28 protein-coding genes are annotated in these 19,960 nt (G+C 58.9%); 15 read left to right on the plus strand and 13 right to left on the minus strand.

Going from position 1 to position 19,960, the window contains the following annotated elements; all coding sequences use genetic code 11:
* Window positions 1–54 precede the first annotated feature (54 nt).
* The 5 genes from ACWTU9_RS07570 to ACWTU9_RS07590 form a co-directional block, all read right to left on the minus strand.
* The gene (locus tag ACWTU9_RS07570) at window positions 55–663 is read right to left on the minus strand and encodes a cysteine hydrolase family protein (protein ID WP_454585931.1); all 609 of its coding nucleotides are present in this window, start codon (window positions 661–663) and stop codon (window positions 55–57) included.
* Window positions 664–869: 206 nt separating this feature from the next.
* Window positions 870–1,376 carry a YciE/YciF ferroxidase family protein gene (locus tag ACWTU9_RS07575; RefSeq protein ID WP_455857767.1) on the minus strand — a complete coding sequence of 169 codons (507 nt, stop codon included), beginning with the start codon at window positions 1,374–1,376 and terminating at the stop codon, window positions 870–872.
* Between the two features lie 152 nt (window positions 1,377–1,528).
* Window positions 1,529–1,735, minus strand: coding sequence for a hypothetical protein (locus tag ACWTU9_RS07580; protein ID WP_454574399.1), 207 nt, complete (start codon window positions 1,733–1,735; stop codon window positions 1,529–1,531).
* 125 nt (window positions 1,736–1,860) lie between these two features.
* Entirely contained in the window at window positions 1,861–2,055 is a 195-nt protein-coding gene (locus tag ACWTU9_RS07585) for a hypothetical protein (RefSeq protein WP_455857768.1), read from the minus strand.
* Window positions 2,056–2,079: 24 nt separating this feature from the next.
* Complete coding sequence (locus ACWTU9_RS07590; protein WP_455857769.1) at window positions 2,080–2,343, minus strand: TilS substrate-binding domain-containing protein; 264 nt, start codon at window positions 2,341–2,343, stop codon at window positions 2,080–2,082.
* A gap of 294 nt (window positions 2,344–2,637) precedes the next feature.
* Here ACWTU9_RS07590 and ACWTU9_RS07595 point away from each other — a divergent pair, with 294 nt between their 5' ends.
* The 3 genes from ACWTU9_RS07595 (at window position 2,638) to ACWTU9_RS07605 (ending at window position 4,120) form a co-directional block, all read left to right on the plus strand.
* Entirely contained in the window at window positions 2,638–3,360 is a 723-nt protein-coding gene (locus ACWTU9_RS07595; protein WP_454585926.1) for a Crp/Fnr family transcriptional regulator, read from the plus strand.
* A gap of 123 nt (window positions 3,361–3,483) precedes the next feature.
* Window positions 3,484–3,738, plus strand: a complete 255-nt coding sequence (locus ACWTU9_RS07600) for a DUF6894 family protein (protein ID WP_454574403.1) — start codon at window positions 3,484–3,486, stop codon at window positions 3,736–3,738.
* Window positions 3,739–3,925: 187 nt separating this feature from the next.
* The gene (locus tag ACWTU9_RS07605; protein WP_454574404.1) at window positions 3,926–4,120 is read left to right on the plus strand and encodes a hypothetical protein; all 195 of its coding nucleotides are present in this window, start codon (window positions 3,926–3,928) and stop codon (window positions 4,118–4,120) included.
* 94 nt (window positions 4,121–4,214) lie between these two features.
* Here the strand turns inward: ACWTU9_RS07605 and ACWTU9_RS07610 are convergent, their stop codons facing one another.
* Window positions 4,215–4,463 (minus strand): hypothetical protein, encoded by a 249-nt coding sequence (locus tag ACWTU9_RS07610; protein ID WP_455857770.1) that lies wholly within the window; start codon window positions 4,461–4,463, stop codon window positions 4,215–4,217.
* Window positions 4,464–4,574: 111 nt separating this feature from the next.
* Between ACWTU9_RS07610 and ACWTU9_RS07615 the strand changes: the two genes are divergently transcribed.
* Window positions 4,575–5,108 (plus strand): inorganic diphosphatase, encoded by a 534-nt coding sequence (locus ACWTU9_RS07615; RefSeq protein ID WP_455857771.1) that lies wholly within the window; start codon window positions 4,575–4,577, stop codon window positions 5,106–5,108.
* Between the two features lie 26 nt (window positions 5,109–5,134).
* On the opposite strand, the gene ACWTU9_RS07620 is transcribed toward ACWTU9_RS07615, so the two are convergent.
* Both ACWTU9_RS07620 and ACWTU9_RS07625 read right to left on the minus strand, forming a co-directional pair.
* Entirely contained in the window at window positions 5,135–5,431 is a 297-nt protein-coding gene (locus ACWTU9_RS07620; protein ID WP_455857772.1) for a hypothetical protein, read from the minus strand.
* A 12-nt stretch (window positions 5,432–5,443) separates the two neighbouring features.
* Window positions 5,444–5,635, minus strand: a complete 192-nt coding sequence (locus ACWTU9_RS07625) for a hypothetical protein (RefSeq protein WP_455857773.1) — start codon at window positions 5,633–5,635, stop codon at window positions 5,444–5,446.
* 167 nt (window positions 5,636–5,802) lie between these two features.
* Between ACWTU9_RS07625 and ACWTU9_RS07630 the strand changes: the two genes are divergently transcribed.
* From ACWTU9_RS07630 to ACWTU9_RS07655, 6 genes are all read left to right on the plus strand, one after another.
* The gene (locus ACWTU9_RS07630; RefSeq protein WP_454585919.1) at window positions 5,803–6,141 is read left to right on the plus strand and encodes a hypothetical protein; all 339 of its coding nucleotides are present in this window, start codon (window positions 5,803–5,805) and stop codon (window positions 6,139–6,141) included.
* 193 nt (window positions 6,142–6,334) lie between these two features.
* Window positions 6,335–6,922 carry a TetR/AcrR family transcriptional regulator gene (locus ACWTU9_RS07635; RefSeq protein ID WP_455857774.1) on the plus strand — a complete coding sequence of 196 codons (588 nt, stop codon included), beginning with the start codon at window positions 6,335–6,337 and terminating at the stop codon, window positions 6,920–6,922.
* 110 nt (window positions 6,923–7,032) lie between these two features.
* Complete coding sequence (locus ACWTU9_RS07640; RefSeq protein WP_455857775.1) at window positions 7,033–7,608, plus strand: DUF308 domain-containing protein; 576 nt, start codon at window positions 7,033–7,035, stop codon at window positions 7,606–7,608.
* A 116-nt stretch (window positions 7,609–7,724) separates the two neighbouring features.
* Window positions 7,725–7,934: a hypothetical protein gene (locus ACWTU9_RS07645; protein ID WP_455857776.1), complete on the plus strand. Its 210-nt coding sequence runs from the start codon at window positions 7,725–7,727 to the stop codon at window positions 7,932–7,934.
* Between the two features lie 26 nt (window positions 7,935–7,960).
* Window positions 7,961–8,266 carry a PilZ domain-containing protein gene (locus ACWTU9_RS07650; protein WP_455857939.1) on the plus strand — a complete coding sequence of 102 codons (306 nt, stop codon included), beginning with the start codon at window positions 7,961–7,963 and terminating at the stop codon, window positions 8,264–8,266.
* Window positions 8,267–8,637: 371 nt separating this feature from the next.
* Entirely contained in the window at window positions 8,638–9,639 is a 1,002-nt protein-coding gene (locus ACWTU9_RS07655) for a L,D-transpeptidase family protein (protein WP_455857777.1), read from the plus strand.
* A 640-nt stretch (window positions 9,640–10,279) separates the two neighbouring features.
* Here ACWTU9_RS07655 and ACWTU9_RS07660 read toward each other — a convergent pair.
* The 5 genes from ACWTU9_RS07660 to ACWTU9_RS07680 all read right to left on the minus strand — a co-directional run bounded on the left by ACWTU9_RS07660 (window position 10,280) and on the right by ACWTU9_RS07680 (window position 13,256).
* Entirely contained in the window at window positions 10,280–10,471 is a 192-nt protein-coding gene (locus ACWTU9_RS07660; RefSeq protein ID WP_454574414.1) for a hypothetical protein, read from the minus strand.
* 394 nt (window positions 10,472–10,865) lie between these two features.
* A complete protein-coding gene (locus tag ACWTU9_RS07665; protein ID WP_455857778.1) occupies window positions 10,866–11,810 on the minus strand; it encodes a DMT family transporter in 945 nt (314 codons plus the stop codon).
* Window positions 11,811–12,074: 264 nt separating this feature from the next.
* The gene (locus ACWTU9_RS07670) at window positions 12,075–12,494 is read right to left on the minus strand and encodes a VOC family protein (RefSeq protein ID WP_455857779.1); all 420 of its coding nucleotides are present in this window, start codon (window positions 12,492–12,494) and stop codon (window positions 12,075–12,077) included.
* A 336-nt stretch (window positions 12,495–12,830) separates the two neighbouring features.
* Window positions 12,831–13,037, minus strand: a complete 207-nt coding sequence (locus tag ACWTU9_RS07675; protein WP_455857780.1) for a hypothetical protein — start codon at window positions 13,035–13,037, stop codon at window positions 12,831–12,833.
* Between the two features lie 15 nt (window positions 13,038–13,052).
* Window positions 13,053–13,256, minus strand: a complete 204-nt coding sequence (locus tag ACWTU9_RS07680) for a hypothetical protein (protein ID WP_455857781.1) — start codon at window positions 13,254–13,256, stop codon at window positions 13,053–13,055.
* Between the two features lie 271 nt (window positions 13,257–13,527).
* On the opposite strand from ACWTU9_RS07680, the gene ACWTU9_RS07685 reads away from it, so the two are divergent.
* The 5 genes from ACWTU9_RS07685 (at window position 13,528) to ACWTU9_RS07705 (ending at window position 19,925) form a co-directional block, all read left to right on the plus strand.
* The gene (locus ACWTU9_RS07685) at window positions 13,528–14,928 is read left to right on the plus strand and encodes a phospholipase D family protein (RefSeq protein WP_455857782.1); all 1,401 of its coding nucleotides are present in this window, start codon (window positions 13,528–13,530) and stop codon (window positions 14,926–14,928) included.
* Window positions 14,929–15,160: 232 nt separating this feature from the next.
* Entirely contained in the window at window positions 15,161–15,643 is a 483-nt protein-coding gene (gene greA, locus ACWTU9_RS07690) for a transcription elongation factor GreA (RefSeq protein WP_455857783.1), read from the plus strand.
* A 355-nt stretch (window positions 15,644–15,998) separates the two neighbouring features.
* Window positions 15,999–17,318: a DUF6538 domain-containing protein gene (locus ACWTU9_RS07695; protein ID WP_455857784.1), complete on the plus strand. Its 1,320-nt coding sequence runs from the start codon at window positions 15,999–16,001 to the stop codon at window positions 17,316–17,318.
* A 298-nt stretch (window positions 17,319–17,616) separates the two neighbouring features.
* A complete protein-coding gene (locus tag ACWTU9_RS07700; protein WP_455857785.1) occupies window positions 17,617–18,135 on the plus strand; it encodes a hypothetical protein in 519 nt (172 codons plus the stop codon).
* A gap of 392 nt (window positions 18,136–18,527) precedes the next feature.
* Entirely contained in the window at window positions 18,528–19,925 is a 1,398-nt protein-coding gene (locus tag ACWTU9_RS07705; RefSeq protein ID WP_455857786.1) for a hypothetical protein, read from the plus strand.
* The last annotated feature ends 35 nt before the right edge of the window (window positions 19,926–19,960 follow it).

Below are 19,960 nucleotides of genomic sequence, written 5' to 3' on the forward strand. Positions count from 1 at the left end.
CTGAAGCCGGCCGAGGCTCGCCCAAGGATGTCATTCTTGTGGTCCTGCCCTTCGCTAGTTCCAGCTTTCCAGGACCTCCTGCATGGCAACGGCCTCGACCTGCTCGCTGAACCGCGATCGGTAGAGTTCCATCAGCGCAGCATGTGTCTGGTCGGCCGAACTACAGATGGCATCAGTCACCACGATCACCCGAAGGCCCCGGTCGATCGCACCGAGCAAAGTCGCCAGCACACACACGTCCGTCTCGGCACCCGTAATGACGAGCGTGTCGACATTCAGCCGCGCCAGCGCCGCGTCAAGGCGCCCTTCCGTCCACGGTGAATAGACCCGCTTGTCGAGCACAGTCGCGGGCGGCACGAAACGCGCCAACTGCGGCATGATATCCACAAGCCTGCGATCGATATTGGCGAGGGTGACGTCCGCCCAGCGGCGATAGTAGTGCGCCCACATGCCGTGTCCGTCGCCCGGCTTCTCGGCCGGGACAAAGCGGGTAAACACGGTTTGATGGGGATGTTTGGCGGCAAGCTCCTCAATCGCCGGAAGGACCTTTGGCACCCAGGGCACTGCCCATGGCCCTTCAGGCGCAAACAGCCGTTGCATGTCGATGCATAGATGAAGGCAGGTTTGTCCCAGAGGACCATGGACCAGACCACGCGCCGCCATCGTCAACTCCCGACTACATGGATCCCAAACGCTTCAAAGATCATCAGGTCTGCAGGTCCTTGGTCACATCATCCAACATCCCAAGTGCAGAACTTTTGTTTGTCGGTTGCAGCAGGCGCTGGGTCGATTGCCGCAGCCTCTCGAACAGAAGCCCCGATGCCTGAGCATCGGGACTTCCTTGAGCCGGCAGGCTGGACGTACGCGCCCTATGCCGCTTCCGCCGCTATGTTGACCGCGGACTCCGCGAGTTGGGTCAGCGCCGCATCGGTTTCCTTTTCCTCGCTCAGCGTCAGGTCGAGCAGTTTGACCGCGTCGTTGTAGCCGAGTTCCGAAGCCCAGGTGCGCAAGGTGCCGTAGCGCGAAATCTCGTAGTGCTCGACGGACTGTGCTGCCGCCAGCAGGCCGGCGTCGAGTGCCGCGGCGCCCTTGTATTCGTCCATGATCTCCGCACCTTCCTCGGTGATGCCCATGATGGCGGCGCAGGTCTTGCCGACCGGCTTCTTGCCGATGACTCCGAATACGCCCTCCAGCCGGGTCACGTGCTCTTCGGTCTGGCCGCGGTGCTTTTCGAAGGCTGCCTTCAGGTCAGGGCTCTGTGCTGCCTTGGCCATTTTCGGCAGGGTCGCGAGGATCTTCTTTTCGGCGAAATAGATGTCCTTCAGCGTGTCGTGAAAGAGGTCGCTCAGGTCTTTGGATGTCTTGCTCGGTGCCATTGGATATCTTCCTTGTTAGAGGCGCCTGTTAGGCGGGATACAAGGGGTCAACTCCTCCGCCTTACACAGGTTCCTGCAACCGATGAAGAAAGGCGGCTGCCCTCACTGCCTGGGCGGCTCACCGCTTTTGGAACGGCGACCGAGCGGCGCTGTCAGACTTGGCTAAGCTCGCCGTAAAGCGCGTCTTCCTCAAAGACACCGCGCCTGAAAAGCTCCATCGCCGCCGCTGCGAGCTCGGCGGCCTCCGCGCAACCTTCGTCCAGGCTGCGCTCGGCGCGGATGCGGTCGTACACTTTTTTCAACAGCGTCAGGTCGTCCGGATATCCGATGCCGCTCTTCGATATGAAATGCTCGACCAAGCCCGCCTCCGCCCTGCGTGTTTTGCTTAAAGCAGTTCACCGTTTCACGAAAACGGCGAGCTACCCTATCTTTGTTCTTGCGCAATTCCGGACGGAAAACCGTTTCACACCTTCCTGGAATTGCTCTAGTCACGCTGCCACTGCCTGCTGTGCATCGCCACTGCCTCAACGAAAGCGCGCGCCGCCGCATCACATGCGATCTTCGAGGGCCCGTTGGCACACAGAACGATCTCCGCGGCGCGCATCGAGAGTCCAAATTTTGCTGCGAAGCTTTCCGTGTCGTAAGGCACGTCGATCGGAATATCGTTTTCAGTTTTCATCACAAGTTTCCCAACGGCCCTGATCTAGAAATCGGCGGATGTTTCGCTGTCGCCCATCGTTGGCAGGCCGCTGACGATGGCATTGCCATACCAGGCTTCGCATGTCCTTGTGGTTATGGCAGCAACCAGCTTGGCATAAGTATCTGCGCCGGAGCCGTGCGCCCGCAGAATTTCCCGCGCCAGATCGTCGCGCGGCAAAGGATCGACTAGTCCGTTGGATTTGGACCAATGCCGGAAAACACGCCTGCAAAGCGCAAGCTCTTCGCTGTTCAAGACGCCGATCGGCATAGGGCTGCCTTCCTGCGAAGCGGGCGCAGCGCGCCTGCCTCGGCATTGCCGCGTCTGGATTGATCGCGTGGAGTGATTATGCCCTTATTTGGATTGTTCGCTTCAACGTATGTTAAGCCCGGGTGCTCCATTTTGCCAACCTTGCGCTGTTGGGCAAGTCATTCCCGCTTTTCGACGACCCTCATGAGAGGTGGTCTGTTGCCGCCTTTTTGGCCACGGGTTATCATATGTTAGTGCTGCTTCCGGACAGGCTTGAACCTGCAGGGGATTTCACCGCAAGTTGGACTAATGGGCGTGAACTTTCTCAGTCGAAAGCTTCTCAATTTCGGCCGCCTCGACGAAGCCGATCTTTCTCTGCTTGACTCGATCGTGAGCGAGACCCGCACCGTCCGGGCCTATGTCGATCTGATCTCGGAAGGAGACAGGCCGGGCGACGTCCATCTGGTGCTGAGCGGTTTTGCCTGCCGCTACAAGATCTTGCAGGACGGCCGGCGCCAGATCATGGCTTACCTGGTGCCTGGTGACCTCTGCGACCTGCATGCCTATCTGCTCGAACACATGGATCATTCCGTCGGAACGCTTGCCGCATGCCAGGTGGTGGATGTCAGCCGCTCGGCCATCCAGCAACTGCTTGACCGCCCGGCGATCGCCAGAGCCATGCTGATGAGCACGATGGTCGATGAGGGTACATTGCGCGAGTGGCTGGTCAACATCGGCCAGAGACAGGCCGAGCCGAGAATTGCGCATCTGCTGTGCGAATTGCTGGCGCGGTTGCGGTCGGTCGGCCTGGTGTCGGACGACAGATACACGCTGCCGCTCACGCAGGTCGAGTTGGCCGACACAATGGGCGTCACGCCGGTGCATATGAACCGGGTCCTGCAGTCGCTTCGCCGTAAATCCTTGATCAGCCTCGAAGGCGACCAGCTGACGGTGCTCAACCCCAAGGGGCTCGAGCAGGAGGCCGGGTGGAACCCGAACTACCTGCATCTGCGTAAAAAACCAGCGTTCAGCGACTGAGCCTTTGCGCGGGGCCTCAATGCATAGGGCCTTAACGCATGTGAATGCGGGAGCGGGAAATTTGCTGTCTTATGGTAAGACCAGCCCATCCCGGGTTGCGGATAGAACTTCGAGGCAGTCCCGATGCCCAGATATTTCTTCGACACCGGTTATGAACCGCTGCTGCGCGACGAAGACGGCGTCGTACTGGTCGATATCGAGGCTGCCTGGGAACAGGCAACACAGACCACCGGACACATATTACGCGATCTGGACGGCAACTTTGAACGCGATCGGGAATGGCGCATGGAAGTCAGCGATGGCGAGGGCCGGAGGCTGTTTACCCTGCACATCTCGACCACAGTCCACAGGGACTGGGCGCCGGCCGTCAGAGGGTGAAGGATTCGGGGACGCAAGGGGTTCGCGCAGTCCCGTCAACCGGGGAATCGTGTACTTGGCCGGTCTTGATTCACATATGTGGTTGACCGCGCCATCAGAAAGCGGAGGATCGCTTGTCGCCCGCCTCTAACGGCATACGGGTGCTTGGTAGCCACATCAGGTGCTCCCGCCACAATGCGGGGCTCCCATGGCAAAACTCCACTTCCGCGATTCCGTTTCCGCCTTCGACTGCGATGTGATCCGCGAGGCGTTCAAAGCCTGGGTCCTGCAGGAGAATATTCCGGAGCATAAATGGCGCGACGGCGCCGCGCAGATGGTGCGGTCGATGACCGACCACGATGACGCGGATCCTGCCATGCTCGACTGGATTGTGCGCAAGTAGGCGCTACCCAAACTAAGCGCGTCGGGTCGAACCGGATTCATGCGACGCGCTTCAGGTCTTTCGTTTGATGCATGTCGTTGTCGCAAAACCGAGCTCATTTTGCCCGACGTGCAACAAGGGACCTGCCGACGCGCCTATTTATTGTCCTGCGCTTTTCGATCTCGTAGGTGAGCCAGCGGCAGAACATGCCGACGATCGATGCTACGGCACCGCCGAGCAGGCAGGCGACCAGCAGCGGATTTTGTGAAGCGCTCGACCAGCTCACAATGGCCAGCAGGACGACACTGGCGGTCGAAATCAGATAGCCGACGCCCTTGAGCAGATGCAGAGCAGCTCTTGTCATTCCCCTGAAATCTCCCTGTCAGAATCTCCTTAGCCGGCGGCCTATCCTCCGGAACATTCTTCCTGTCCTGAAGTTCCATCCAAGCGAACCGGATTCGAGAGAAGCACGCCGATGCCCGACTACCTGAAACTGCCGACCACGACCAAGGGTATGGTCAGAGTGGTGATCGAGACCCCGCGCGGCGCTGCCGCCAAAATGGCCTATGACCCGGCCATCCAGGCTTTCGCCTATGTCCGCCCGTTGCCGGTCGGGATGACCTATCCCTACGATTGGGGCTTTATCCCGTCGACGCTCGGCGAGGATGGCGATCCCCTCGACGGGCTGGTCATCCACCAGGCGGCCACAGCCCCCGGCATCGTCATCAAATGCGATCTGCTGGGCGCCTTGCGGGTCAAGCAAAAGGAGAAGGGTGGCGCGGCCCTGCGCAATGACCGCTACATCTTTTGCCCACGCAAGGAGGATGCCGAAGACGAGCCGGTCGCCGCGGACCAGGTGCCCGAGCATCTCAGGCGCGAGATCGAACAGTTCTTTCTGTCGTCGGTGCTGGGAACGGGCAAGACGATCAGGTTCAAAGGCTGGCAGGACGCCAACGCGGCGCGCAAGTCCATCAAAAAGGGAATGAAGGCCTTCGCGGCCCGCAAATGAACACCGCCCGCGGTGCCCACCGAGGTTCAGCGATCGTTGCGTTCGAGGCTGCGCGCGACCTCGGTCTGGGCGACCTGCAGCAGCGTGTCTATTTCGAACATCGCCACGGCATGCCCGCTATCGCGGATGACAATCCGGGCGCGGTGGAGCAGGTCCGAGACCGCTCGCAGCGTTTCAGAATGGCTCGATGGATTCGACAACTGCGTGCCCTCCATCAGGCACAACCGTTGGATCGGCAGACTGTTCCCAAAAAGCATGTCCCTGTCGTTTTGCAGGGGCTCGGCCGCCAATGAGGGAAGCGCGTCTTCGTGGCGATCAAGCATTCGCAGCCAATGCTAAATCCGCGTCACCGCCTCCAACCCCAGCCGCATTCGCTGGCCTTCGGCGAAGGTCAGGGCGAACGCCTCGAGTTCGAACGACGTTGTGGTTGCCTTGCCGTCTTCGACCACACGGACGAACCATTCGCCGCAGGCTTCGACCACTTCGATGGCGGGCGGATCAACCTTGTTGCTCTGGACGTTATCCATCGCAATTCACCTCGAGAGCAATGGGAAACGTCTATTTTTATAAGTCTCGCGCGAAGCGTTTTTCAATATCAAAAGTTAGCGGCGGCCGGGCGAATGGCGGTGAGCGCGGTCAGCGGAACCATCCTTGTCTGTTGGCCGTTCAGCTTACCTCAATGAAAGGAACAGCCATGGCCGACAACGAAACCCCGAAAATTTCCACCCGAGAAGCCCAGGAAGCCCTGGAGAAGCAGGTCGCATCGCTGAAGCGCGAGATCAGCAAGATAAACAGGACGCTTGCCGACCGCGCCGAAGAGGCCGTCGAAGAGGCAGGCGGCTGGTATGGCAGCGCCACCGAACGCGCGGCACGGGCAGCGCAGCAACTGAGATCGCAGGCGCAGACAGTGTCCGAAACCGTCCAGCAAAATCCCGGTACCATCAGCAGCGCTTTCGTGCTCGGTGGCATTGCCGGGCTGTTGATCGGCCTGCTGCTCGGGCAAGCCCAGGAACGTGACCGCCGCTGGTTCTAGCGGGCAGCCGGAGGTGAATTTGGCGCGGTCTGTCCCGTTGCGGGATGGACCGCGGATTATCGCACCTGCCGGGCTTGGCCGGCGGGCTTTCATTCTGGGGTGGATTGCCAGATCGGTCGCAAGCCTTGGCATATATTTCCTTGCTTTGAAATTCGGGATTGACAGCAGTCCTACTAGTAGGTAGGTAAGCGTCATGACCAATCTTGTGATGACCTCCGATCAGATTCTGGCGTCGGCGCGAAACTTCATCGTGTCGGGCGGCTACAACGGATTCAGCTATGCCGACATCGCCGGCGAGGTGGGAATCCGCAAGGCGAGTATCCACCATCATTTCCCCAGCAAGGTCGATCTCGTCCGGACGCTTGTTGCCCGCCATCGCGAGCGTACCGAACTCGCCATGGCAGATCTGGAAAGCAAGGTCCCTGACTCGTTTGCACTGCTTCGAGCCTATGCCGGGCACTGGGCAAGATGCATTGAAGACGCGAGCGTCCCGTTTTGCGTTTGCGCGCTGCTTGCCAGCGAACTCCCGGCACTCCCGCCTGAAGTTGCCGTCGAGGTGCGGACTTACTTTCGCTTTCTGTCGTCCTGGTTGACCAAGGTCATGGAGCGGGGCGCTGAACAGGGGGTTCTCAGATTCGCCGGCTCTGCCGGGCTGGAGGCCGAGACGTTCATGGCGACTGTCCATGGCGCGATGCTGTCGGCGCGTGCCTATGGCAACCCTGCCGTCTTTGACGCCATCCTGACGCCGACCGTGCAACGTCTATCAGCGAAGGTTCACTAACAGGGAATTCGCGCCGACAGAGGAGCGAAACCTCCACCGAATTCCCGCAACTCATCCATCATACCTACCTTCTAGTAGGTATACTACGTCAAACACGAAAGGAAATCAGAATGCTTACCAAGACAAATGAAACCAACCAGTCCACCTGGCTCAAGAGCTACTATTTCATACGCTTTGCCGTCGCGGCCGCCTGGGTGCTCCTGGCGTTCACGGTCGCCAGGGCAATGCCGTCCCTGGCCGCCATCATGCTGGTCGCCTATCCCGCCTGGGATGCGCTGGCCAATTTCGTCGACGCCCGGCGCAGCGGCGGCTTGAGCCGCAACAAGACGCAGCTGCTCAACTTCGTCATCAGCGTCGTCACCACGGTGGCGGTCGCCATTGCCCTCGGCAAGTCCATGAATGCGGTGCTGGCGGTGTTCGGCGTCTGGGCGGTCCTGTCTGGCCTTTTCCAGCTCGCCACCGCAATCCGACGCTGGAAGTCCGGCGCGCAGTGGGCAATGGTGCTGAGCGGCGCCCAGTCGGCGCTGGCCGGCATCTTTTTTGTGAAGATGGCGGGCAGCGTGGCGACGATCGACATCACCAATGTCGCGCCCTATGCCGCGTTCGGCGCTTTCTACTTCCTGGTCTCCGCCGTCTGGCTGACGGTGAGCGACGCGCGGCGCAAGTCGGCACCGGCAGCTGGCTGAGGCCTCTCCGGTCCGAAGCGGTATTGAGATCAGCGCCGCCTGACGGCGGCCCCAACAGTTCAGTTGAGTTTCCTGGCCGCGGTCGTATGTTTGTTGACCGCGGTGGAGGATCACACGTGACCATTCAAAGCAAGGCCACGGAGGCTGGAATTCTCCGGCCATCCGAACTCGACCTGTTGGGGCGTGTATTTCAGCAGCTCAAGCGCGACGGTCAATCGCCGGAAGCACGCGATGCTCTCGCATCCCGGATTATCGCGAACTATATGGCCGGCGTGGTCGATGAAGCCGAGCTCGTCAGTCTTTCGAGGCAACCGCTGGGCCGGTAGCGCCTTCCAACCCGCGTTCCGGAATGATGGGTTTCAGTTCGTCAAATCAGAGGAAAGAGCCAGTGCCGACTGACCCACCAGTAGAGCGACGGTCGCATATCCGGGACCTTGTTCTGAAGGAAGCGACGATCCAATCCGGCGACGCCATTATCAATTGCCTGGTCTGTAACCAGCACGCCCACGGTGCGGAGTTACGGGTGAAGGCCGACATCGCAATTCCCGACCGTTTCGTGCTTCACGTGCCCGTAGATCAAACCAGTTATCGCGCCGTGGTCCGGTGGAGAAGGAAGGAGCGACTTGGGGTGCAACTCGATTCGGGAAGGCAGACGTAGAGGCGGTAGCCACCACCCATGCCTGCATGCACCGCGCCTCGGGTGGATGTCACCCGCTTTCCGCGCAATCTCCGCTCGGATTGGCCAGCCGTAATCACAACTACGCTGATGCGAACGCGATTGCCGATCGACCGTCCAATGTCCACGCTGGCAATCAATTAGGCCGGGGTTACCTCAACCGGCTGACTTGGCACCGGCAAAAGCCCGCCACTCCTGACGTGACCAGTGCCCGTCGCACTGAAAAGGCTCCCCACAGCGACGTGGCGGGCCTTTCCATAAGATCTGCCGATGAATCAGCTGTCGGCGAACGGAACCAGAAAGGCCGTTCCGCGTCATAAGGGAGGTCCTGTGCAGCTCCGGAGTTGACCTCGATGTTTAGGCTCCTTCTTTTCGCCGCGGCGCTCGCCCTCGCTTGCGACGGGGCGGAGGCGGCCCAGCTGGACCAAACCGCCGTCAATCAGGCCCAATTCGGCGTCGGCCAACTCAAAGGTGACAATCCAACTATACTGAAAGCGCAGATTCTTCTGGATCGTGCCCGATTCTCGCCGGGCCTGATCAACGGCCGCCTCTCCGAGAACTTCGCCAAGGCGGTTAGCGCCTTTCAGACGGCGAACGGATTCCAGGCCGATGGCAAGCTCACGCGGGAGACCTGGGATAAGCTGATGACAACCTCCGCCAGCCCGGTTCTGGTAGCCTATGAGGTGACGCGTAAGGATGTGCGCGGACCATTTACCAAGCGGATTCCGGCCCGCATGGAGAGGATGGCCCGTCTGCCGCGGCTGGGCTACCGCAACGCGGTAGAGAAGCTGGCGGAGCGCTTCCATATTAGCGAACAATTGCTGAGAAGACTCAACCCCCGCGCCGGTTTCGGGAGGGCCGGCGTGACCTTGATGGTGCCAGATGTTGGCCGGGGCGATGCTCCTGCGGGCGTTGCCAGCGTCGAGGTCGATAAGGGCGCCCGCCAGGTGCGCGTGCTCGATCCTTCCGGCAGATGGCTCGCAGTCTACCCCGCATCGATCGGGAGCGACGAGAAGCCGGCACCAAGCGGCATGACAGAGATCAAGCGCGTAGCGCATAATCCTACCTATCACTATGATCCGGACTTCGCCTTCAAGGGAGTAAAGACCAAGCGGCCCTTCACCATTGCCGCAGGGCCGAACAACCCCGTTGGATCGGTCTGGATCGACCTCTCTATCGAAAGCTACGGCATTCACGGCACGCCCGAACCCGGCAAGATCGGAACGACCTTCTCGCATGGCTGCATCAGGCTGACCAACTGGGATGCCGAAGACCTCGCCTCCATGGTGCAGAAGGGTACGAAAGTTAATTTCAAGGACGAGATAGCGGACGCAGACGTCAAGCTCGCCGATTAGACCATGCGCCCCAAGAAGCCGTAGTTGCCGACGGCTTCACAGCTGTCTCGGCAACACCTGGTCGGCCACTGCTTCGACTTCGGAGTAACTCTTTGATCCGGACCTTGTCGCCGATCGACGCGCTCACTTCAGCACCCACCAAACGATGGCGGCACACAGCGAAAACACGAGCGCGGCACACGTAATCAATATACTTCTTCGTGATTGCCATCTCGGCGGCTCAGCCGGCACAGGCGTGAACTGCTGGGCATGCTCCGTAGCGATTTTCAGGAGGGATGAAGCCGTTTCGTGCGGCGTCCACCCTTGCGCTTCCGACGCAGTCACCAGCGCTGCGAATGCGGCTTCCAAGGCGACTTCACAGTTGGCCGCCCGGTCTGGGCTGTCCTTTGGCAATATGGGTGGTTCGACGGCTCGGGACATGCAGACAAATCGACTCGCCGATAAAAGGTTCCCCGCGTGATCAGGGGCAACCTGTCGATCTGGCTGGCAAGGGTCAGCGCGTCGACCCAGCGGAGGGGCTTTTTTAGTTTTTCGCCCCCTCAGCTGGCTAGTGCATACAGGCCTGCCAGTGGCCAATGCCCCTCTATCACCTTGGGGAGGCGTCCAGCCGTTCCATTGCCTGATACAGGGCTACAGGTGTCTACAATCGCCTGAAGTCCGCAAGCCCCAACCGTATTCGCTGACCTTCCGCATAGGCCAGTGCGAACGATTCCAGATCGAATGATCGGGTCAGTTCCTGGTCATCCTCGACCACGCGGACGAACCATTCGCCGCAGGCCTCGGTCACTTCAACACAGGGGCAAGCCCAGACGTTGAATGTTACATCATCCATTTCGCACTGCCTCCCGCGCAATGTGGACAATCACGAATTTATGGGACCGCCGAAATCAGTTCTTCAAGTCACAAAAGTCTTTAGGGCCTCGCCCAAACTTAACCGAGGACCCGCGCCTTCTCCCTATACGGAAGAAGCGCGCAGGCCGCCGGCTGCCCACCCCCGCCAAGCAAAGGGATTATCAGCCGGGGGACCGTAGCCAGCAATAAAGTTTGACATAGTGGCGCGAAAATCCTGCGACGAGGCAAATCTCACGATAACCCACCCACCTTTGCGATCAGCGGGTCCAGCGCCTGTGGAATGACTGCGGACGAACATCGCAACATCGCACGCGGCAGGAGCATGGTCGCGGGTCAAGCAACCGCTTATCAAAGTTGCGTTGTCGGTCCGGCGGTCAAGCTGGCCTTGGTTTGATCACGGTGGCAAGTACGATGCCGGCGACGATGAAGGCCGCACCGACCAGATCGTAATCGTGCAACTCCTCGCCGAGCAGAAGATAGGCGAGGACCGCGACGAACACCGTCTGAAGGTAAAGCAGCATGCTCGCCCGGCTCGCGCCGAGCGTTTCCACGCTTTTGTTGTAGAGATAGTACATCAAGGCGCCGCCGGGGCCTGCCAGATAGGCGAGCGCGAGAATGCTGTGGACGTTCATGGCGGAGCGTTCGTCGTTGAACAATTCCCACACATGGAAAGGCAAGGCGACCAGCGCACCGGCGCCGAGCAGCAGCACGACCATCGGCAGTAGTTCGATGCCGAATTTGGCGCGGCGCAAAAGCACGGTGTACAGGCCCCAGCAGAACGCGCTGCCGACGATCCACAACTCACCGGCGTTGAACTTGAGTTGCAGCAGCGCCGTCAGGTTCCCGTGCGCAACGATGAAAATCATCCCGGCGAGCGCAACCAACGCGCCAAGCGACTTCCACAGCCCGAGCGGCTCGCCAAGCACGAAACGGGCGAGCACCATCGTCATGACAGGCGACAGCGCCATGATGATACCGGCTGTGGTGGCGTCGGTGTCGTTGAGGCCATGGTAGATCATACCCTGGCACAGCGTGAGGCCGATCGCCCCCACGGCGACGACCTCCACAGCGCGCGTGCGCAAAAGCCCTATCATCGCGTCGTGATGACGGTGCACAATCGGCAGCAGGATGGCGCAGGCAAGCGTCAGCCGCCAGAAGCAGAGGCCCCAGGGCGGCATTTCAGGCGCCACCCATTTGGCCGCGATATAGACACCGGCCGAAAGCAGCCAGCACAGGACGGCGGCCGGATAGCCGGTCAAGGAGGATATGGGCCTGACCTCGGGTTGCGCGGCTTGATGCGCTATCGGCATTGCCTGCATGTCATGCCTCCCCTTCGATGACGTAGGCCCGACGGGCAACATAACCTGCGTCGTTGGGTTGTGCATCCGTTTTGAAAGGATGAGGCCAAAAGGAAACTGCGCTCGGCGACCACATGTCTTGGATGGAGCGAGGAGGTTTCTTTCGCGCGAGGGGATGCGACGACCGGAACGGGTCAACTCACGACACTGGAAGTTCAACGTCCGTTAGTTGTTCACTCCACTACAAGCGGGCTTCTGCCTCAAGGCTGATCCGAATAAACGATGTCAGCCCGCCTTGTCGCCGGAAGGCATTGCGGAAACGTCCATCCACATCGCGCCCACGGCATGGCCATCGGGATCAGCGAGGTCGCGGGTATACATGAACCCATGATCTTCGATTGGATTGATGTCGGCGGTGCCACCGTTCGCAGCAGCTGCGGCGGCCATCGCATCGACCGCCTCGCGGCTGTCCAGGGATAGCGCCAGCATTACCTCGCTGGACGTTGATGGCGGGATGGGGCGAGTGGTCATGGTCTGCCATTTTTCACGGCTCAGCAGCATGAAGTTGATTTCTTCACTCCACACCATCCCGGCAGCCGTCTCACTGGTAAACCCGGGATTGTTCTTGAAGCCGAGAGATTCATAGAACGCCATGGATGCCTTCACGTCGGTCACCGGCAGGCTCACAAAAATCTTCTTGCTCATCGATCATTCCTTTGGTTGTTGAGATCCGGCGAGTGACGCCTTCTTCAAGACGGTTGGGCGGCCACAGACCCGACACAGCCTCTCAACTTTTTAGGTCGCCATGCGGCGTTCCAGATCGGCAGAGAGTTCGGCCGCAAGGAGACCGAAGTCATGCTCCTGCCGCCCGTTGACTACGAGCGGCACCCGATGCCAAGGAACGAAGCTGATTTCGGGGAGGTATAGGACCGCTCAATCTGTTTGGTCGATCCGGCCCCGTGCGAATAGCGACGCACCTGCCGCGAGGCATCTTCTCGCTTCGGCAGAACCGCGCTTTTCCTGCCGAGCCTCAACGAAGTTTTACGCGCGGTCAGATGGGTCCAATGTTGGCCCAGACCGTGGCGTCTTCGTCTCTTCGGCAATGACCAGCAGGGCTTCGATCGTCAATGCAATGCCTGACATCAGCGCGGAGATATCGCTGTTGCCGTCTGGCAGCGCCAACTCAGCCGCCCTTGCTTGCATACGGGCGCTGTGGTCGATCAATCTCTGTTTTAAATCATCGTCCATGCCATCCTCCGGGGGTCAGGATTTGTGACGCGATGCCAGCTCCCTGAAGACCGCCTCTCGATCGCCCATATGCTTCTGCAGAAGAGCCACTGCCTCCTCGCGATTGATGCGGCCCATTTTGCCGATGAATTCCAGCTCGTGTCGAGGAACTGACCCTCGGGTCAGGCGCCCCAGGAATGTCTTGGCCGCTTTATCCGCCGGTACTGTCTTATCCACCATCTGCCGTCACCCGCTTCATGCTAGGCATCAATAGGTGAGGCTGCGTTTTGTTCCGGACGGCCGCCTTTAAGGGCAAGAGTTGCTGGTACCGCGGTTCGCGCCAGAAATGCGCCGTCGGTTATAAGTGGTCTCACCTGCTGCACGCACGACGAACGGGGATGCGAGTCCCGCCAGTTGGGCTGGGACATGCAACCAGAATCGCGCTGACGGGTTCTTGCTATGATTTTGAGCAAGGCCGGCTGCGACAGCCGTCCGAAGGTGGCTAATTTTCATGGACGTATCGGTTTCTCAAACCGCAGACGACAACATCAAGGCCGGCAAGAGCGGGTTGCTGCTTGTCTCGGACAATTATGACGCTTTCGCCGTGCGTGTGCTGACGGCAAGGAGCGCAGTGCGCACCCTCGACCTGATGTATTACCTTTGGCACGACGACCACACCGGTCGCTTGCTCTTGCAGGAGGTTTTTCGAGCCGCTGAGCGTGGCGTGCGGGTGCGAATGCTCCTGGACGACGCCAATCCGCGCAAAAACGATGCAGCATATCTGGCGCTGAACAACCATCCAAACATCGAACTGAAGTTGTTCAATCCAAGCGGAATCAGAAGCGGCCGGATCATGCGTGCTGTGGAAGTGCTGTTGCGGCTCTTTGCACTGACAAGACGTATGCACAACAAGGCCTGGATCGCCGACGGCAAGTTTGCCATTGTCGGCGGTCGGAATGTCGGCGATGCCTATTTCGATGCGGCAGAGACCAATTTCCGGGACCTCGACATGCTTCTCCTGGGCCCTGCGGTACAGCAAACGAGCCACATATTCGATGCCTTCTGGGCTTGTGAGGAAGCCACTCCGATCAAAACGCTCGGGTCCATGGCCGACCAGAAGCAAGCGAAATTGTTCGAGCCAAGCGATTCCGAAACCGAGTCAAAATTCTTGAACGGTATTGGCGATCGAGGCTCAATTGCAGAGTTTATCGCGGCCAGCAACGACGTTCATTGGGTGGATGGCGTGCGGGTCATTTCCGATCCACCAGAGAAGGTTCGCGGCTGGAGACGCCGCAGCTGGCTTATGAAAGAGCTGCGTCCCATCATTCAGTCGACGCGCGGGTGTCTGGAAATTGTGTCGCCCTATTTCATCCCCGGCAAAAGAGGCACGGCGATCTTGCTGGACCTTGTCGGCGCCGGTGTTGTGGTTTCGGTTCTGACCAACTCCCTGGCTGCTACAGACGTTGCCGCGGTCCATGGCGCCTATGCGAACTATCGCAGGCGGCTGCTGAGGAACGGCGTCAAACTTTTCGAGCTTCAGCCGTTCAGCCGTCAGCCGGCGATCTCGGTGTTTGGTTCAAAGGGCGCCAGTCTGCATACGAAAGCTTTCACCGTTGACGACAGGATCGGCTTCGTCGGCTCCTTCAATTTCGATCCGCGGTCAGTGTCATTGAATTCGGAGATGGGCGTGCTCTTTGAGGATGCCCAATTGGTCGCTGAGCTGCGGAATCAATTCCAATCAGAGATATCTCCGGAGGCTAGCTATCGGCTTGAACTGAAAGGCAACGTGCTGCACTGGCATGGACGTGACGAAGGCAAGCTCCAAGACTATACGCATGAACCAGAAGCCGGATATTTTCGCCGTATCCTGGCGGGTCTGGTCCGCCATCTTCCGATCGAATCCCAGCTCTAGCCGGCAACACGAGATAGCGACGCGGGAGTTGCCCGTGTCCCGCAATGCGAGACGGCGGGTGAGGGGCCGGGACGAACAAAGGACCGCCCGCTTCCAGCATTGAATGCGAGGGGAGGCCTGCCCTGCGCACACGTATGGACGTTCCTGCCGAGGCCAGGCGCCAGATTGCAGCTTTGCTGTCAGCCCTGCGTTATCTGATTAATGACGGTGTTCGACAGGGAGTTTTGACCAATTGAGCGTAGCATTTGCAAAGGAGGAAAGCGCGGAGGCAGCGGCGGAAACCATATTGCCGGCTCGGCCTATCTCCGATCGGATCAACCTCGTCACTGAGGCGGGGCTCAAGATGTTGCAGGATGAATTGGCTCGCGCCCAGCAGGCTCTCGAGGCCGCCAACGCGCTGGACGATGTCAACGAAAGGCGGCGGCAGTCGGCGGTTCCGGTTCGAGATATACGCTATTATACCGAACGCGTCCGTACGGCCCAGCTTATGGCTGCGCCGACGTGCAATGAAGTGATCACCTTCGGTCACACCGTCACCTTCGAGCGTGACGATGGCCGCACTCAGACCTTCCGCATTGTCGGTGAGGATGAGGCCAACCCGTCTCAAGCATCCATATCGCACGGTTCACCGGTTGCCATCGCGCTGATTGGCAAAACCGTTGGAGATGTTGTCCATCTAGGGAAGCGCGAACTCGAGATCCTCTCCATCTCCTAGTTGGACATCGGGGGAAGTGCAGATGTTTTGCCCCTTCGGGTGATGCGCAGGGAGTTCTGCGTAGGCAGCGTCAACTCGGGGCCACCAAGGGCTAAGAGCAGCTATTTGTGGGCTCCTATGAGGCGCAAATGCGCGGTGCGCGTCCCGCACTTCAAAGCAAACAGCCTGTTGGCGAGCCATAAGGTGGGTCTCTCTACTAACAGTTTCTATCGGGTTGATTTTAATCAGTTTTATTGAATAGCTGGCGGAGAGAGCGGGACACTCTCCTCCAAGACCCCCGACCCCTTGCAACCCTTGACTTCTGGGCTCTTCACTCTCACCTGTGGGGCACCAACGTGGGGCACCGGGCGGCGGAATGGCTAACCAGAGGCAGTATCTAGAATGGCACGGTCAGCAGTGGCGGGTCCGCATTAAGGTCCCCGCGAAGGTCCGTTATCTAATCGGGCGAGGAAAGCTTACCCACCCTCTGCACACTGCAGACCTCAAGGAAGCTGACACCCGCAAATGGCCCATCGTGTTACGCCTCAAGGGTGTCATTGCCGCCGCTGAGAAAGCCTTGGCTACAAAAGACCCACTCGAGGCTGAAGCGCTTCTACATAGGCTCACGATGGATGACGAGGACACTCAATACGCTATCAACTTGCGGGCAAACGAGATCGAGGCGATCAAGGGTCTCGACACGGCCAAAGCCTTCTACGCACTTGCTAGCGGGCAGGTTACGCCTCTGGATCATCACGCATCCGAATTCCTGAAGCATCAGCGTTACCGCCTCAAGTCTGAAGGGGACTTCAAGAGAGTGCTTGGCTGGCTTGGCGCTTGGCTTCGTGACAGCCGGCTCCCGGTCGCTCTTGAAGCCGTTAGGCGGGTGGACGCCGGCAAGTTTCTGTCGGAGTCGCTGCTCGTTGGAAGGAGCCGTCAGAAGGCTACCGCCTATCTTGGTTTCATTCGCCAGTATTGGGCATGGCTTCTGGACAAAGGACACTTGCCGGCGGGCGAAAACCCTTGGGCCGGCCAAAGGCTTCCCGCAGAGCGACGGCCAGAGCGTGACGCGGAGACGGATAGGGGCAAGCGCCCATTTACGGATGCCGAGATAACCACATTGCTAACCGGCGATGGTGGAGCATTGCTCAATGACCTTATGCCAATCGGGGCGCTGAGCGGAATGCGGATCGAAGAGATTTGCCAATTGCAGGTTTCAGATTGCCAGGCCGGGGTCTTCAACGTCTGGGCCGGTAAGACCGACAGCGCCCGTCGTAATGTCCCGATCCACAGTGGCCTCAAGGAGATCGTGAAGCGCCGCACCGAAGGCAAGAAGGATGGTGACTATCTCTTTGACGACCTGCCGCCCATCCCGAAGTCACGCGAGACGCGCTCCGATCCGGCCGCCAAGCAGTTCACACGGTATCGCCGGAAGGTGGGGGTGGACGAACGGCCAAACGACAAGGCCAAGAGCAATGTGGACTTCCACTCGTTCCGCCGGTGGTTCATCCGCAAGGCGCGTGATGCCAAGCTTGCGGGAGCGGAGGGCTTTGACGAGTGGACGATCACGTGGGTGGTAGGGCACACCGACAGCGATAGAGCTAAGAGCCTCGATCTCAGCCAGCACGGCTATGCGGGGCAGGACCCCGAGAAAGCGAAGAGGGCGCTTGTGGAGGCCGTGAAGTTGCCGTCCTAGCCGGTGGTGTTCAGAAGAAGATTGCGCTCGGGAGCCTCTTTCCAAGGTCCTCGCTGGGGATGCTTGCAAGGGCAGAGAAGTGTGAGATCGGAGAGGCTTGCAGGTAGTAAGGTCGACGGAAGCAGAGTCGCGCAGCTTTCTCTCGGCAGGCGCGGTGCGCTATCATCAAGTTGTTCATGAGTCGGCGGAGAGAATGGTGTCTGACTTCCAAGTGAAAAATCTAAGGGCCTGGGAGGCAGCCATCCAATCGGCATTCGGGGCCGCGCCCGCCTCCGCCGTGTGGACGGACATCTACGCAATGATCGACGTCCTCCAGCCCTTCATGGGTTTCAATCTCAATCACGCTATGCTGCCCGGAGGCGGAGGATTGGGCGTCGACGCGATCACTCACAGCCGCGAAGCCGGATGCATTCGTTTCGATACGGGAGAACGATCCTTCTATCTAGCGAAGCCACGGAAGCTGTCGTTCGAGTATGTCGACCGCTCCCCAGCGAACTCATTCTTCCTGATGGAGCTTACGACGTTGAAGCCAACTGACGTCTATGAAACGGTTCGCTCCGAGAGCGAGCAGTTGGTCGAAGTTGATGATGAGTACCTCGACTACTCGATATGGGAGCATGGAGTTCTCGGCTACGAAGAGGATGGGCAGGAGATTTCTTTGCCGGACGACGCGAGTGTCGTAGTGCGACTGCTGCGCGGCAACGTGCTGATTGTCGCCAAGGCAAGCCTGTGGAATGGGGACACCTCCACCTATGATGGCCGGCACGACCACATGAACGCGGAGCAAGTCCGCTCCATCATTGAGCAGAGCCTGTAGTTACAAGCCTCGTCCGACCGCCCGGGAATGTTATCGCCGAAAAGTCGGGGTAACGGCTAAACGAAAAGGCCAAGAGCAACGCGGATTTCCACTCTCCGCCGCTGGTTTGTCCGCAAGGCACGCGATGCCAAGTTCGCGGGGCTTTGACGAGTGGACCATCATCTGGGTAGTCGGCCACACTGACAGCGACCGCGCGAAGAGCCCGGACTGAGCCAGCACGGCTAAGCGGGGCAAGACCCTGAGAAGGCCAAGAGGGCGGCCCGTGAAAGCGGTGCGGCTTCCAGTCAGTTAATCGGTGAGTTTGGAGAAAACGCCATTGGACTTGCGCTATAATACGCCAACAGCAACTGAGTCTTTTGGGCTGGTTGCCTTTTTTGTCTGTTGGAGGTCACATGGCCGACGCCTGCGAGTGCGGCTCTGGTCGGACGTATCGAGAGTGCCACGAGCATTACTTCAAGCATCTAGACCTTTTGTCGCCAGCGGCGGAGGGGCTTTCCCGTGTTGTGGGCAACAGTGACTTCAATGCCGCTGTCGCGGTAAGTCAGAAGCGGGAGTATGGCTATGGTAAGTTGCCGGAGTCGTGGGTCAGGGACGGTGATCGGCACGTACGGGTCAAGGACATCACGTACAAATCGCCATATTGGCGAACGTTTAACGACTTCCTCTTTTCGTTCCTTGAAATCAGCTTCGGCAGAGATTGGTGGCAATTAGAGCGAAGCAAACCTTTCGAAAATCGGCATCCTATCGCCCAGCAATTCTCGCAGTTTGAGGAAGCCGAACAATCATCAAGTAGAGGTCGTACTGGGCTGTTTTCGGTCGAACCTACTGGCCCGATGGCTGCTCTACTGTCGCTTGCATATGACCTCTACCTTTGCGCTCACAACGAGACGATACCTAAGCTACTGCTGGAGCGTTTAAAGTCGCCGCAGCACTACGAAGGTGCGCTCTATGAGGCGCATGTCATCGGCATATTCGCACGTGCAGGGTTTGTAATCGCGTTTGAAGACGAGACTGACAGTCGCCAATCTCACTGTGAGTTCATAGCTACCAATAAGGGCACAGGCCGCAAGTTTTCGGTTGAAGCAAAAGCTGTGACTTCTCGTTCTGCCCGCGCAGGCACATCAGCAGAACCACCACGATTTCGCGGTAAGCTATACGATGCGCTACTAAAACATGCAGATCATCCAAGAATGGTTTTTATTGAGATCAATCGAGCGATTTCAGCAAAGGATTCCATTCCAGAATGGGCCCCGCATTTCGTTGAGCAAGTGCGACAGGCGGAATATGACATGATGGTAGGCGACGCACCCGCATCTCCGGCCTACTTGTACGTGACAAACAGGCCACTGCTTGTTGGTGGATCGAAGGCGAAGGTTGGTTATGAGGTAGGCAGTGCGGGATTTAAGATAGCGGATTTCCCACCCGAGCGTCTGCGCGGCATAATAAATATGCAACGAGCGAGAATGTTGCACATTGAGGCGTATCAGGTTTTTCAAGCCATGCAGCAGCTTTCTTCGATCCCAAACTATTTTCCTGAGGACCCTTTTGTCTCGTTTTTGCGGAACGTTCACTCTGAGAAGAAATCTAGCGGGTTTCGTCATCCACTTGATGCGTTTGATTTTCTCTTCCGTACTTACCACCGTACCGATAAAGAGCTGCTGATAAACTGGATGTCAGACCATGTTCCTGTTCGCGAACTCATTGGTCTTAACCAGCTTCAACTCGCTGAGTTGTACTGTGCCGGAATGGCTGAGACGATGTTTGCGGACCTCGGCAAGCACACCCAATGAAATTTTTGGGTCATAGATTTGAGAGGTCCCATACG

Source organism: Mesorhizobium sp. 128a (assembly GCF_053848025.1).

Bases quoted from the DNA above. Each gene is read 5' to 3' on its own strand.
- ACWTU9_RS07650 (WP_455857939.1), top strand. From the start codon at position 7,961: ATGGGTTTCAGTTCGTCAAATCAGAGGAAAGAGCCAGTGCCGACTGAC.
- ACWTU9_RS07685 (WP_455857782.1), top strand. From the start codon at position 13,528: ATGGACGTATCGGTTTCTCAAACCGCAGACGACAACATCAAGGCCGGC.
- ACWTU9_RS07695 (WP_455857784.1), top strand. From the start codon at position 15,999: ATGGCTAACCAGAGGCAGTATCTAGAATGGCACGGTCAGCAGTGGCGG.
- ACWTU9_RS07640 (WP_455857775.1), top strand. From the start codon at position 7,033: ATGCTTACCAAGACAAATGAAACCAACCAGTCCACCTGGCTCAAGAGC.
- ACWTU9_RS07655 (WP_455857777.1), top strand. From the start codon at position 8,638: ATGTTTAGGCTCCTTCTTTTCGCCGCGGCGCTCGCCCTCGCTTGCGAC.
- ACWTU9_RS07590 (WP_455857769.1), bottom strand. From the start codon at position 2,343: ATGCCGATCGGCGTCTTGAACAGCGAAGAGCTTGCGCTTTGCAGGCGT.
- ACWTU9_RS07610 (WP_455857770.1), bottom strand. From the start codon at position 4,463: ATGACAAGAGCTGCTCTGCATCTGCTCAAGGGCGTCGGCTATCTGATT.
- ACWTU9_RS07675 (WP_455857780.1), bottom strand. From the start codon at position 13,037: ATGGACGATGATTTAAAACAGAGATTGATCGACCACAGCGCCCGTATG.
- ACWTU9_RS07630 (WP_454585919.1), top strand. From the start codon at position 5,803: ATGGCCGACAACGAAACCCCGAAAATTTCCACCCGAGAAGCCCAGGAA.
- ACWTU9_RS07600 (WP_454574403.1), top strand. From the start codon at position 3,484: ATGCCCAGATATTTCTTCGACACCGGTTATGAACCGCTGCTGCGCGAC.
- ACWTU9_RS07605 (WP_454574404.1), top strand. From the start codon at position 3,926: ATGGCAAAACTCCACTTCCGCGATTCCGTTTCCGCCTTCGACTGCGAT.
- ACWTU9_RS07700 (WP_455857785.1), top strand. From the start codon at position 17,617: ATGATCGACGTCCTCCAGCCCTTCATGGGTTTCAATCTCAATCACGCT.
- ACWTU9_RS07625 (WP_455857773.1), bottom strand. From the start codon at position 5,635: ATGGATAACGTCCAGAGCAACAAGGTTGATCCGCCCGCCATCGAAGTG.
- ACWTU9_RS07570 (WP_454585931.1), bottom strand. From the start codon at position 663: ATGGCGGCGCGTGGTCTGGTCCATGGTCCTCTGGGACAAACCTGCCTT.
- ACWTU9_RS07665 (WP_455857778.1), bottom strand. From the start codon at position 11,810: ATGCAGGCAATGCCGATAGCGCATCAAGCCGCGCAACCCGAGGTCAGG.
- ACWTU9_RS07660 (WP_454574414.1), bottom strand. From the start codon at position 10,471: ATGGATGATGTAACATTCAACGTCTGGGCTTGCCCCTGTGTTGAAGTG.
- ACWTU9_RS07670 (WP_455857779.1), bottom strand. From the start codon at position 12,494: ATGAGCAAGAAGATTTTTGTGAGCCTGCCGGTGACCGACGTGAAGGCA.
- ACWTU9_RS07620 (WP_455857772.1), bottom strand. From the start codon at position 5,431: ATGCTTGATCGCCACGAAGACGCGCTTCCCTCATTGGCGGCCGAGCCC.
- ACWTU9_RS07575 (WP_455857767.1), bottom strand. From the start codon at position 1,376: ATGGCACCGAGCAAGACATCCAAAGACCTGAGCGACCTCTTTCACGAC.
- ACWTU9_RS07635 (WP_455857774.1), top strand. From the start codon at position 6,335: ATGACCAATCTTGTGATGACCTCCGATCAGATTCTGGCGTCGGCGCGA.
- ACWTU9_RS07585 (WP_455857768.1), bottom strand. From the start codon at position 2,055: ATGAAAACTGAAAACGATATTCCGATCGACGTGCCTTACGACACGGAA.
- ACWTU9_RS07680 (WP_455857781.1), bottom strand. From the start codon at position 13,256: ATGGTGGATAAGACAGTACCGGCGGATAAAGCGGCCAAGACATTCCTG.
- ACWTU9_RS07705 (WP_455857786.1), top strand. From the start codon at position 18,528: ATGGCCGACGCCTGCGAGTGCGGCTCTGGTCGGACGTATCGAGAGTGC.
- ACWTU9_RS07615 (WP_455857771.1), top strand. From the start codon at position 4,575: ATGCCCGACTACCTGAAACTGCCGACCACGACCAAGGGTATGGTCAGA.